Source organism: Ruegeria sp. BC7 (assembly GCF_056539165.1).
Map to the genome: position 1 here is coordinate 427,575 of NZ_JBQFUL010000001.1, position 12,384 is coordinate 439,958.

11 protein-coding genes are annotated in these 12,384 nt (G+C 59.9%); 5 read left to right on the plus strand and 6 right to left on the minus strand.

Features of this window, described 5'->3' with window-relative positions; translation table 11 throughout:
* Window positions 1–6: 6 nt before the first annotated feature.
* Window positions 7–1,296: a guanine deaminase gene (gene guaD / locus ACR0KS_RS01945; RefSeq protein ID WP_170562080.1), complete on the minus strand. Its 1,290-nt coding sequence runs from the start codon at window positions 1,294–1,296 to the stop codon at window positions 7–9.
* A 140-nt stretch (window positions 1,297–1,436) separates the two neighbouring features.
* Between guaD and mgtE the strand changes: the two genes are divergently transcribed.
* Window positions 1,437–2,831, plus strand: a complete 1,395-nt coding sequence (mgtE, locus tag ACR0KS_RS01950; RefSeq protein ID WP_170484011.1) for a magnesium transporter — start codon at window positions 1,437–1,439, stop codon at window positions 2,829–2,831.
* On the plus strand, window positions 2,828–3,391 hold the full coding sequence (locus ACR0KS_RS01955) for a 5-formyltetrahydrofolate cyclo-ligase (RefSeq protein ID WP_170384549.1): 564 nt from the start codon (window positions 2,828–2,830) through the stop codon (window positions 3,389–3,391). The genes mgtE and ACR0KS_RS01955 overlap by 4 nt, the downstream gene beginning before the upstream one ends.
* Before the next feature lie 8 nt (window positions 3,392–3,399).
* Here ACR0KS_RS01955 and ACR0KS_RS01960 read toward each other — a convergent pair whose 3' ends face one another.
* Window positions 3,400–3,627 carry a DUF333 domain-containing protein gene (locus ACR0KS_RS01960; RefSeq protein ID WP_170562083.1) on the minus strand — a complete coding sequence of 76 codons (228 nt, stop codon included), beginning with the start codon at window positions 3,625–3,627 and terminating at the stop codon, window positions 3,400–3,402.
* Window positions 3,628–3,715: 88 nt separating this feature from the next.
* Between ACR0KS_RS01960 and ACR0KS_RS01965 the strand changes: the two genes are divergently transcribed.
* The 3 genes from ACR0KS_RS01965 to ACR0KS_RS01975 all read left to right on the plus strand — a co-directional run bounded on the left by ACR0KS_RS01965 (window position 3,716) and on the right by ACR0KS_RS01975 (window position 7,229).
* Window positions 3,716–4,531 carry a TIGR00282 family metallophosphoesterase gene (locus tag ACR0KS_RS01965; protein ID WP_170411181.1) on the plus strand — a complete coding sequence of 272 codons (816 nt, stop codon included), beginning with the start codon at window positions 3,716–3,718 and terminating at the stop codon, window positions 4,529–4,531.
* Window positions 4,532–4,611: 80 nt separating this feature from the next.
* A complete protein-coding gene (locus tag ACR0KS_RS01970) occupies window positions 4,612–6,390 on the plus strand; it encodes an SLC13 family permease (protein WP_170484004.1) in 1,779 nt (592 codons plus the stop codon).
* A gap of 98 nt (window positions 6,391–6,488) precedes the next feature.
* Complete coding sequence (locus tag ACR0KS_RS01975; protein ID WP_480693095.1) at window positions 6,489–7,229, plus strand: YbaY family lipoprotein; 741 nt, start codon at window positions 6,489–6,491, stop codon at window positions 7,227–7,229.
* Between the two features lie 12 nt (window positions 7,230–7,241).
* On the opposite strand, the gene ACR0KS_RS01980 is transcribed toward ACR0KS_RS01975, so the two are convergent.
* The 4 genes from ACR0KS_RS01980 to ACR0KS_RS01995 all read right to left on the minus strand — a co-directional run bounded on the left by ACR0KS_RS01980 (window position 7,242) and on the right by ACR0KS_RS01995 (window position 12,368).
* Window positions 7,242–8,903 (minus strand): FAD-binding dehydrogenase, encoded by a 1,662-nt coding sequence (locus ACR0KS_RS01980; protein WP_170562085.1) that lies wholly within the window; start codon window positions 8,901–8,903, stop codon window positions 7,242–7,244.
* 11 nt (window positions 8,904–8,914) lie between these two features.
* Window positions 8,915–9,772: a bile acid:sodium symporter family protein gene (locus tag ACR0KS_RS01985; RefSeq protein WP_170548526.1), complete on the minus strand. Its 858-nt coding sequence runs from the start codon at window positions 9,770–9,772 to the stop codon at window positions 8,915–8,917.
* A 72-nt stretch (window positions 9,773–9,844) separates the two neighbouring features.
* Complete coding sequence (locus tag ACR0KS_RS01990; RefSeq protein ID WP_170562088.1) at window positions 9,845–10,579, minus strand: glutamine amidotransferase; 735 nt, start codon at window positions 10,577–10,579, stop codon at window positions 9,845–9,847.
* Between the two features lie 16 nt (window positions 10,580–10,595).
* Window positions 10,596–12,368: an SLC13 family permease gene (locus ACR0KS_RS01995; protein ID WP_170562091.1), complete on the minus strand. Its 1,773-nt coding sequence runs from the start codon at window positions 12,366–12,368 to the stop codon at window positions 10,596–10,598.
* Window positions 12,369–12,384 lie beyond the last annotated feature (16 nt).

Below are 12,384 nucleotides of genomic sequence, written 5' to 3' on the forward strand. Positions count from 1 at the left end.
TTCCCTTCAAACCGACACGGCCCGACCGCCGATCCAGACCTCGGCAATGGCGCGGTCGTCGCCCATCATGATGGTGGGGAAGATAGCCTCCCAAAGATCATCGGCGCAGGCTTCGCGCTGGGCAATCGCGGGGGTTGAGGCCAGGTCGAGAACGACCAAGTCCGCCTCCATCCCCGGTGCGACGTTGCCGATGCTGTCATCCAGCCGCAGCGAGCGGGCGGAACCGACGGTGCCCAGCCACAACAATTGTGCCGCGTGCAGAGGCGCGCCGCGCAGTTGTCCGATTTCGTAGGCCGAAGCCATCGTGTGCAACATTGAAAAGCTCGACCCGCCTCCTGTATCCGTTGCCAAGCCAACGCGGTGGCCGTCCTGCATCAGGCCGGTCATGTCGAACAAACCCGAGCCGATGAACGTGTTTGACGTCGGGCAGTGGATTAGGGCTGCATCCACTTCGCGCAGGCGGTCGCGCTCACGCGCCTCCAGATGGATGACGTGGCCGTAGACGCCGTGCGATCCCAGCAGGCCGAATTTCTCATAGGTATCCAAATAATCCCGCGCCTCGGGGAACAGTTCACGAACCCATGCGATTTCGTCGGTCTGCTCGCTGAGATGCGTTTGCATCAGGCAGTGCGGGTGCTCAGCCCAGAGCGCACCCATCGCCTCAAGCTGTTCGGGCGTGGACGTCGGAGAAAAGCGAGGCGTGATGGCATAGGACAAGCGGTCGACCCCATGCCATTTCTCCAACAACGCTTGGGATTGATCATAGGCCGTCTGCGCTGTGTCCCGCAGCCCCTCGGGTGCATTGCGATCCATGCAGGTTTTGCCCGCGACTACACGCTGATTGCGCTGCTGCGCGGCTGAGAAAAAGGCGTCGACGCTTTCTGGGTGGATGGTGCAGAAGCTGCACATCGTCGTCGTCCCGTGGGCCGCCGTCAGATCGAGATAGCGGTTCGCGATCTCCGAGGCATAGGCAGGATCGCCGAACTTCATCTCTTCGGGGAAAGTATAGGTGTTCAGCCAGTCGATCAGGCGTTTGCCCCAACTGGCGATCATTGCGGTCTGGGGATAGTGCACATGCGCATCCACGAACCCGGCCATGATGACATGATTGCCGTGGTCAACCACGGTGGCCTCGGGATGTGCGGAACGCAGGCTGTCAGAATCCGCCACGGCCGAAATCCGGCCGTCCTCGATCAGTACGGCCTCGCTGATCTTGACGGCCTCGGTCGGCTCTCCTTCAAAAGGGGAACCGGTGAAGCTTAGAACACGCCCTTTCAGCAGCGTTTTTTGCGCCATTTTCATTCATCTCCGCCTGTATGGGACTGTGAAACAGCATAAGGGCGGGAAACTTGCCGGTAAATCGGCGCATTGTCATTGTTTTCCGGTAGCTGCTTCTTCTAATTAGGGGGCAATGACCGAACGGAACGGGGGCAGACATGACCACAGGCTTTGATGAACCCGTAATCGACACGAGCAGTGAAGAAGACGTCTATGCGCTGGATCGCAAAACCGTAGCTGCGATCCTTTATGCGGTTGACGTCGAGGACCGCAACAAGCTGATCGAGCTGATGGAGCCGTTGCACCCGGCTGACATCGCAGACCTTCTTGAACAGATCAATCCCTACGACCGCGCTCGGTTGATCCGGCTGTACGACAAGGAATTTGACGGCGATATCCTGTCCGAACTCGATGAGGCCGTTCGAGAGGAAATCATCGGCATTCTCAACCCGGACGTTCTGGCTGAGGCCGTCCGCGACATGGAAAGCGACGATGTCGTTGACCTGTTGGAGGATCTCGAAGAACCGCAGCAAGAGGCCATTCTGGACGCGCTCGAGGATTCCGAGCGGATCGCGGCGGAACAGGCGCTGTCCTACCCCGAAAACTCGGCCGGTCGTCTTATGCAGCGCGAAGTTGTCATGGCGCCGGAACATTGGACGGTCGGGCAAGCTATCGACTTCATGCGTGCCAATGATGGTCTGCCCGAGCAGTTCTATCACGTCGTGTTGGTTGACCCCCGGCTGAAGCCCTCGGCTCAGGTTACGCTGGGCAAGCTGATGGCGGCGCGGCGCGAAGTGCCATTGCTGGACATCACGGAAGAAGAATTCCACACAATTCCCGTCGATCAGGACGAAGAAGACGTGGCCTATGCCTTCAACCAGTACCACCTGATCTCGGCCCCGGTTGTGGATGCTGACGGGCGGCTGGTCGGGGTCATCACAATCGACGACGCGATGGTAGTTCTGGATGAGGAGCACGAGGAAGACATCCTGCGCCTGGCAGGGGTGAGTGACGAAAGCTCGCTGTCTGACTCGGTGGCAGCGACCAGCAGGCGGCGCTTGCCGTGGCTGGCCGTGAACCTGTGCACGGCGATCTGTGCCTCGCTGGTGATCTCGCAATTCGAGGCGGCGATCGACCAGTTGGTTGCGCTGGCGATCTTGATGCCGATCGTGGCTTCGATGGGGGGTAACGCCGGGACACAGTCGCTGACGGTTGCTGTGCGTGCGCTTGCGACGCGCGACCTGACGCCGTCGAACGTGTTGCGGGTGATCCGTCGTGAATTGCTGGTGGGCATGTTGAACGGCCTGTGTTTCGCCATCGTGCTGGGGACGGTCGGGATGCTTTGGTTCGACTCTCCGCTCTTGGGTGTCGTGATCGGGGCCGCCTTGGTCGTGAACATGATCATCGCTGGTTTCGTTGGTACGGTAGTACCGGTGGTGCTGGACCGTCTGGGCGCTGACCCGGCGCTTGCGTCCGGCACCTTTGTGACAACCACAACGGATGTCATGGGGTTCTTCCTGTTCCTTGGGCTTGCCAGCGTGGTGCTATTGTGACCGATCTGACCGAAGTTAAAGCAGCCGCGCGTAAGGCGGCTTTTGCACGCCGCAAGGCCGCGTTTGATATACGCTTGCCCGGTGCCGCCGGACGCCTGTCCGAAGTTCTGGCCGGTCACCGCGGCGTGGCGCTGTCTGGTTACATGCCGATCCGAACAGAAATTGACCCTCTGCCTGCGATGGCCGAAGCGTCGGCTTATGGCCCGGTTGGAGTGCCGGTCATACAGGCCGCGGGGCAGCCTTTGAAATTCTCTCGCTGGACGCCAGAGGGCGCATTGAAGGACGGACCATTCGGCGCGAAAGTGCCCGAGGTCGATGATTATTTTGAGCCGGAAATCCTGATCGTCCCCTTAGTTGCTTTTGACGCGCAAGGCGGGCGGCTGGGGTATGGCGGCGGCTTTTATGACCGCACGCTGGAAGGGCTGCGGGCAAAGCGGCCAACGCTGGCCATTGGTTTCGCATTCGATGCGCAAGAGGCTGACGGGCTGCCTCTTGAGGCAACCGATCAGCCGTTAGACATGGTTGTTACAGAAAGTCGCGTATTGACCTTTCCGACCTGAAAACTGCCTTACCCCGGGTTGTTCTCGCGGAAATATTCCCAGGCGTCGACTTCACCACCGTCTGCCAGAATGCAGACCCCGGTTTGCCCATTGGAACCGTCACGGATTTCGTAGGTTCCACCGCTTTCAACGCAGAATGTCGCTGCGGGATTTGCCAGTTCTGCTGATTGCTCTGGCACAGGGTCACAGGCCGCAAGCGGCGTCAGAATTGCAGCCGAGAAAAGGAAACGGTTCATTAAGATCTCCCCTGGAATAGGAATTGTGGGTTTATAGCGCCAGTTTAACCACTTGTGCTTGACGGATGCCACACTTAGGACGGTTTGAATGAGAATACTGTTTTTGGGTGACGTAATGGGCCGGGCGGGACGCGCGGCCATTCAGCAGCATCTGCCACGTCTGCGTGACGAATGGCGGCTGGATTTTGTCGTGGTCAATGGTGAAAACGCCTCGAACGGGATGGGGCTGAGCGGGGATCACGCCAAGCTGCTGCTTGATGCGGGCGCGGATTGCCTGACGCTGGGCGATCATGCGTTCGACCAGAAGGACATGCTGCAGTTCATCGAAAATGAGCCGCGCATTGTGCGCCCTGTAAACTTTGCCAAGGGCGCACCGGGGCGGGGGCATCGACTGTATACCGCGCCGGGTGGACGCAAGGTGCTGGTGGTGCAGGTGCTGGGACAGGTGTTCATGAAACGGCCCTTTGACGACCCGTTTTCGGCCATCGAGCCGATCCTGAAGTCCCATCCGCGTGGTGGGCAGGCTCAGGCGATCATCGTCGACATGCATTGCGAGGCGACCTCGGAAAAAATGGCGATGGGTCACTACTGTGACAAACGCGCCAGCCTTGTGGTGGGCACGCATACGCATGTGCCAACGGCAGACGCGCAGATTCTTCCGGGCGGCACGGCCTATTTGACTGATGCGGGTATGTGCGGGGACTACGACTCGGTGATCGGCATGGACAAAGTGGAACCCATGCGCCGCTTTATCACCGGTATGCCCAAGGCAAGATTCACTCCGGCCAATGGGGAAGCGACGCTCAGCGGCGTGTTCGTTGAGACCGATGATCAGAACGGGCAGGCGAAATCTGTCCAAATGGTACGCGTTGGTGGGCGGTTACAGCAGGCGGGGCCGCAGTAAGGCTTGCTCTGACCCGCGCAATGCGGGAAACTGCTTGCCGGGCGCGTTTGCCAAGCCAGGGTTCGGACAGAATACCAAGAATGCATTTCCTCCAACTGACAGAAACAGGAAGCGCGATACTGGCGCTGTTGGTCGTCGCAGGCATGTTTGTCATGTTCCTGCGAGAGGTCTACCCGACCGAGGTCGTCGCCATCGGCGGCGTGGCCGTGATGCTGGTGACAGGCATCCTTCCGTACCAAAGCGCCTTGGCCGTTCTGTCAAACCCTGCGCCTTGGACCATTGCCGCGATGTTCATCATCATGGGGGCACTGGTGCGGACCGGAGCGTTGGACGCGTTCACATCGACCGCTCAGAAACAGGCGCAGGTGAACCCGCGTATCGCTATTGGATTGCTGATGGCCTTCGTGGTGCTGGCGTCGGCGGTTGTGTCGAACACGCCCGTCGTTGTCGTGATGATCCCGGTATTTGTGCAGATAGCGCGGACACTTAACGTCCCGGCCTCGAAACTGCTGATCCCGCTGAGTTACGCGGCCATTCTGGGTGGAACACTGACCCTGATCGGCACCTCGACCAACCTTTTGGTGGACGGTGTAGCCCGGTCGCAGGGCATGACTCCGTTCACGATATTCGAGGTCACGCCGCTGGGTATCGCGCTGGTGATCTATGGCATGGTGTATCTGCGATTTGTCGCGCCACGTTTGCTGCCCGAGCGGGACAGCATGGCGTCGCTTCTAAGCGACAGGTCCAAAATGAAGTTCTTCACCGAGGCGGTCATCCCCCCGGAAAGCAACCTGATCGGTCGGGAAGTTACCGGCGTTCAGCTTTTCAAACGGCCCGGAGTGCGCCTGATCGACGTCATCCGTGGCGACGAATCGCTGCGTCGGAACCTCAAGGGGGTCCAGTTGAAATTGGGTGATCGCGTGGTTCTGCGTACCCAAATGACCGAGTTGCTAAGTCTACAGCGCAACAAGGAACTGAAGCGCGTGGATCAGGTTTCTGCCGTTGAGACCAAGACGGTCGAGGTGCTGATTACTCCGGGTTGCCGCATGGTTGGGCGCACGCTGGGCGCGATGCGCTTACGGCGGCGTTATGGTGTTTATGTGCTGGCGGTGCACCGCCGGAACCAGAATATCGGGCGGCAACTGGATGAGCTTGTGGTGCGGGTAGGTGATACCCTGCTGCTGGAAGGGTCGCCCGAGGATATTCAGCGGCTTGCGGCAGATATGGACATGGTCGATGTCACGCAGCCCTCTGCCCGTGCGTTCCGCCGCAGCCATGCTCCGATTGCGATCGGCGCGCTTGCAGGCATCGTTGTGCTGGCCGCGCTGGGAGTTGCTCCGATTCTGCTGTTGTCGATTCTTGCTGTTGCGGTTGTTCTGCTGACACGGTGTATCGACGCGGACGAGGCGTTTTCCTTTGTCGAAGGCCGCCTGTTGGCGCTGATCTTTTCCATGCTGGCCATTGGTGCCGCGTTGGACAAATCGGGCGCTGTTTCGCTGATCGTCGAAGCCATTGCGCCTGGACTAAGCGCGCTGCCGCCTTTCCTGATTATCTGGGCCGTATATCTGCTGACCTCGGTGCTGACCGAACTGGTGTCCAACAATGCGGTTGCGGTCGTCGTAACGCCCATCGCCATTGGGTTGGCGCAGGCTGTTGGAATTGACCCGCGCCCGCTTGTCGTTGCGGTTATGGTCGCGGCCTCGGCGTCGTTCGCTACGCCGATCGGGTATCAGACCAACATGATGGTTTATGGTCCGGGGGGGTACAGATTCGTCGACTTCATGAAGGTGGGTATCCCGCTGAACCTGACCGTGGGCTTGTTGGCGTCGCTGCTGATCCCGCTGATCTGGCCTCTGTAGCATCGGCGCATAACCGCTGGTTTTCCGGCGAAGTCCTTGTAAAATCGACCTCTATTACAATCTTTGTAGAAAGTGATTTTGCAGGAAGGAGCAAACGTATGCTCAAACTCGGATCTTCTGCCCTGGCCGTTGTCGCCATGTCCACGGTTCTGGGGGGCGTCGCAAGCGCCGGAACAATTGAAGGCACAGCCACCTATCGCGAGCGTATCGCGGTTCCGCCTGATGCGACCCTGTTGGTCCAGTTGCAGGATGTTTCGCGAGCCGATGCGCCGTCGGTAACGCTGTCCTCGAAACGCTACGCACTGACCGGAGTGCCCGCCCAATTCGAGCTGAGCTATGACGACGCGCTGATCCGTGACGGAATGCGGTATGTCGTGCGCGGGTCGATCTTTCAGGGGGACAAGCTGCTGTTCACCACGGATACGGCCTATCCGGTTCTGACGAATGGTGGGGGAAGCTCGACCGATCTGGTTCTGGTTCAGGCCCAGCCACAGGGGGTGGCCACGTTAGAGAACACAAAGTGGATGGCGACCGGGCTGAACAGCAAGCCGTTCGAGACAGAAAAGCGACCGGAACTGGTTTTTGCCGAAGGCGGGGCGTTTTCAGGCAGCAGCGGCTGCAACCGGTTCACGGGTCAGGCCGAGATCACCGGCAGTCAGATTGATTTCCCGGACAACATGGCCGCGACCCTGATGGCGTGCCCACCGCCGTTGGATGAGATTGAGCGAGAGTTCCTCAAGGCTCTGTCAGTCGTGACGGCCTATGCGTTCAAAGGGGACACACTTGTACTGTTGGACAGCGCAGGGCAGGCCGTCATCCAGTTCGCGCGGGCGACTTGATAGCCGGGGCCGTCAGGCGACGGCCCTAGAGCGCCCGGCGTTACGGCCTGAGAAAATGCAGCCTCCAAGGAACGTGCCTTCCAACGCATTGTACCCGTGGTAGCCGCCACCCCCGAACCCGGCGACCTCTCCGGCGGCAAATAGGCCGGGGACGACTTGACCGTCGGCTCCGATCATCTGGCTGTCGAGGTTCGTTTGCAAACCGCCCAGAGTTTTGCGGGTCAGAATGTGCAGCTTGACTGCGATCAGAGGCCCGTTGGCCGGGTCAAGAAACTTGTGCGGTTTGGCGGTGCGGATCAGGCGGTCGCCGCGATAGTTGCGCGCCGCCAGAATCGCCGCCATCTGCGCATCTTTTGTGAACGGATTGTCGATCTGCGAGTCTCGCGCTTCGATCTGGGCGCGCAGATGCGCCTCGTCGATCAGGCCGCCGCCCATCTGGTTCATGCCGCTGACCAGCTCGGTCAGTGTGTTGGCGACGATAAAGTCCTCGCCGTGTTCCTTGAATGCCTCGACCGGGGCAGTGGCCTTCGAGCCGGTCAATATGCGCTGCAATAGCACTTCGCGCCATCCGCCTTCGGTCATGTCCGGGTTCTGCTCGGACCCCGAGAGGGCGAATTCCTTTTTGATCACCTTCTGGGTCAGGACAAACCAACTGTATTCATACCCGGTTTTCAGGATTTCCTTCAGTGTTCCCAACGTGTCGAACCCCGGCAGGCTAGGAGGTTTCATCCGGTTTCCAAGTGCATCAAACCACATCGAACTTGGGCCGGGCAGGATGCGAATTCCGTGGGACGGCCAGATCGGGTTCCAGTTTCGCACACCTTCGGTGTAGTGCCACATTCGGTCGCCGTTGATCACATGTCCGCCAGCCTTTTCGCTGAACGCGATCATGCGGCCGTCAACATGAAAGGGCACGCCCGCAACCATATCTTTCGGTGGTTCCCCCAACCGGTCGCGGGGCCAGTTCTTGCGGACCATCTCGAAGTTACCGCCGATCCCGCCAGAGCTGACGATGACTGACGGGGCATAGATTTCAAACTCTCCAACTTCGTCGCGGTTGGTTTTGGCACCGTGTTGAGCGGTGTCATCGGCCAACACCTCGCCCGAGACACCTTTGGCGCATCCGTTCTGCATGATGATGTGGCTGACCTGATGGCGGAACTTCATCTCGATCAATCCGGCGTCGACATGTTCCTGCACACGGCGGATAAAGTGTTCCAGAACGCCCGGGCCGGTGCCCCATGTGATGTGGAACCGGGGAACCGAGTTCCCGTGACCATCCGCATAGGACCCGCCGCGTTCTGCCCAGCCGACGATCGGGAACCACCGCAGACCCATGTCATGCAGCCAAGGGCGCATTTCCCCGGCGGCGAACTCCACATAGGCTTCGGCCCATTTGCGCGGCCAGGCGTCGTCGTCCCGGTCGAACTGGGCGCTGCCCAGCCAATCCCTCATGGCCAGTTCGTGACTATCGCGAATTCCCATCCGCCGCTGTTCGGGCGTGTCGACCATGAATAGCCCGCCAAGGCTCCAAAACGCCTGTCCGCCAAGAAAATGTTGCGGCTCCTGATCCAGTACGATCACCTTCTTGCCGCGATCCCCCAGTTCGGCTGCGGCGGCCAGACCAGCCAGCCCAGCCCCGACGACAATGGCGTCAGCAGTATTGTTGGACATGAAAACTCCTTTCAGCGGCGGCGGAACCAAAGGATCAGGGGAAGGGCAACCGCATACATCGTTATCCCGTAAACGGCGGATGGAAGTGCAAGCGGGCTAAACCCGCTTTCCGTGCCTGTAATTAACGCGGCCAGTGTTATTCCTAAGGTCGAGTTCTGAATGCCGGTTTCGATTGAGACCGTCTTACTTTCATTCCACGACAGGTTGGCGGCGCGCGCCAAACCAAGGCCAATCAGCAGCAAGGCGACATTCAGCGTGATCAAGCCCGCGCCCATTATGCTGAGATTGTCCACGAACAACTGCCAGTTACCTGCAAGCGCGGCAATGACGATCAGGACAAACAGGATCGTGGCCAGTTTAGACAACGGAGCGTCGACGCGATTGGCGAACCCGGTTGCGAAATGTCGGATACTCACGCCGATGGCGACGGGCAGGGTGGTGATCAGGAACAGGGCGATAGCCAGCCCGGTGATCGAGACTTCGGGCGCGTCCTCTCCCATGAAGTGGGCGATGGACCACGCGGCCAGAATGGGAACGGTCAGCATGGACAACAGGCTGATGACCGCCGTCAGACTGACCGATAGGGCGACATCACCCTTGGCCAGTTTGGACAGGATATTGCTTGTGACCCCGCCGGGGCAAAAGCTGAGAAGCATAAAGCCGACTGCGATTTCCGGCGGCAAGGCAAACAGCTTTACCGTCGCAAAGGCAGCAACAGGCAGCAGGATGACCTGCGAAATGGCACCGATCGCAAAAGGGTAGCCCCTGCTTAGAACACGGCGAAAATCGGCGACTTCCAGCCCGATGCCCAACGACAGCATGATGATGGCCAGCGACAGAGGCAGGCCGACATTTATTATGAGATCCAAGAACAACTCCTCCCAAAGCTGTTCCGGGCAGCCTATGCGAGGGGCGCGCGATCAGGCAATAGCGCCGTAGGGTCATCCATACCGTTGTGCAAACCGCCGCAGGATTTCGCGCGGCTGGGTGACGTCCGCGGCATGGCAGATGTCGATCAGGCGCTGGGCATCTTCGGGCGGGAAATAGCCGTGATGCTTATAGATATTGATCCGTTCTTCAAAATCGCGCGCGTCAGCTTCGGGGTGGAACTGAGTGGCGTATACGTTCTGACCCCAACGGATCATCTGAAACGGGCAGGGGTCCGAGGCCAACAGGTGCACGCAACCTTCGGGCAAGGCTTGAACAGCCTCCTTGTGGCCTACAAAAGCGTCAAAGCGTGGCTCTAGGCCCGAGGTCAGCGGGTCCTGCATTCCGTCTTCCGTCAGGCGGCAGGTGGATGGGCCGACGGGTTCGCCGAAGCGATCCTTGCTGACCTCTCCGCCCAGATGGGCCGCCAGAATCCCCAGACCGTAGCAGCACCCCATAAATGGGTGATCCTGTGCGGTGATCTGGGGCATCAGCCCCATGATCGCTGCCTCAACCCGTGCATCGACCGCCGATTTTGTCGCCGGATCGTCACTGACGCAACCGGGGCCGCCGCCTACAATCACGCCTGCATAGTCGGTCACGTCCAACCCCTCGGGCAGGTCTTCTCGGTCCAGCCGGAAACGGTGCGTCTGGTCGGGCATCAGCCCCGTCTTGTCCAGAATCGAGGCATATTCAGCGTCCGATGCATCGGTTTCAGGGCGCAGTTGCAGGATCAGAAATCGTTTCATACGCAGCCTTTACCCGTCACAGCGGCCAGAACACAAGGATTGCCGGGACCGAAACTGCAACGATCAGAATTTCCAGCGGTAGCCCCATGCGCCAGTAGTCGCCAAAGCGATAACCGCCGGGGCCCAGCACCAGCGTGTTGTTCTTGTGCCCAATCGGAGTGAGGAACGCGGCCGAGGCTGCCACGGCGACAGTCATCAGGAACGGGTCGGGTGAAACCTCAAGCGTGCGGGCCATCTGGATGCCAACAGGGGCAGCGACGATCGCCGTTGCCGTGTTGTTCAGCACGTCCGACAGCGTCATCGTGACGACCATTAGCACCGTCAGGATAGCCCATGCGGGCATTCCGTCGGTAAGTTGGATCAGCCCGTTTGCGATCAGTTCCGTACCGCCAGAGGTTTCAAGCGCGCTGCCCAACGGGATCATCGACCCCAGCAGAACGACCACGGGCCATTCGATATGGTTGTAGAGATCGGCAATGGGCATAATCTTGGTCAGAACGTAAGCAACGACCACCAGTCCCAGAGCAATCGGCAGGTAGATCAGCCCGACACTGGCCGCAATCACGGCAGCAGCAAACAGACCAATCGCAAGCCAAGCCTTGTCGTTGGCGGTGACGTTCAACCCGCGTTCAGCCAAGGGCAGGCATCCCAGCCATTCGGTGACATCCGCACTCCGGTCGCGGGGGCAGAGCAGCAATAGGATATCACCCGCTTCGACTTCGGTCTTACGAACCTGCTCGGTGATCCGGCGTCCCTGACGCGAGATACCCATCAGAACCGTGCTTTGACGCCACGCCAAGCCCAACCCTTGCGCAGTGCGCCCGGTGATGCGCGCGCTCTCGGTGGCGACGACCTCGATCACTTCCAGCCCGTCGCCTTCGGCCGTCAGCAACTCCTGTCGCCGCGTGTCCGAGAAGTTCAGGTTCAGCGCGGCGCGGAATTCGTCCAGCGCCTCGGGGCGGGCCTCAAGCACAAGCGCGTCGCCTTCGTGCAGGGTTGCGTGCGCCGACCGGCCGTACCGCCGTTTGCCATCCCGGATCAGGCCAATGATGGCGACGTCCGACTTTTCGGCGGCCTCGTACAGCTCGCTGACCCGTTTGCCGATATGGGCCGAGTCTGGCGGGATCGTCAGTTCGGCAATGTACTCGGCCAACGCCTCGGAGCTTTCTTCTTGCGGGCCGCGATTGGGGATCAACCGCCAGCCAACCAACGAGACAAAAGCCAGGCCCGCAAGGGCCGCCAACCCGCCAACCGGGGCGAAATCGAACATATGGAACGGCTCGCCCAGAGTCTCAGCGCGGATCGAGGCAATGATGATGTTGGGAGGTGTGCCAATCAGCGTGGCCATGCCGCCCAGAATGGTCGCAAAGCTGAGTGGCATCAGCGTCAGCCCGACGGACCGACCCGCTTTGCGCGCGGTCTGAATGTCGACCGGCATCAGAAGGGCCAGCGCTGCCACGTTGTTCATGAATGCGGACAGGACAGCCCCGATTCCGCCCATCAAGGCGATATGTGCTCCAAGGCCGCGCGACGCATCGACCAAGGTGCGCGTGATCATGAACACGGCACCCGACCGCACCAGCCCGGCGGACACAACAAGAACCAGCGCCACGATAATCGTGGCCGGGTGGCCAAATCCGGCAAAGGCGTTGTCCACCGGAACGACTCCGAGAACGACGCCAATCAACAGGGCCGAAAATGCCACAAGGTCGTAACGGTAACGCCCCCAAAGCAACATTCCAAATACAGTGGCGAAAAGGGTAAAAAGAATAATCTGATCTGTCGTCATGCCGACACCATACCCG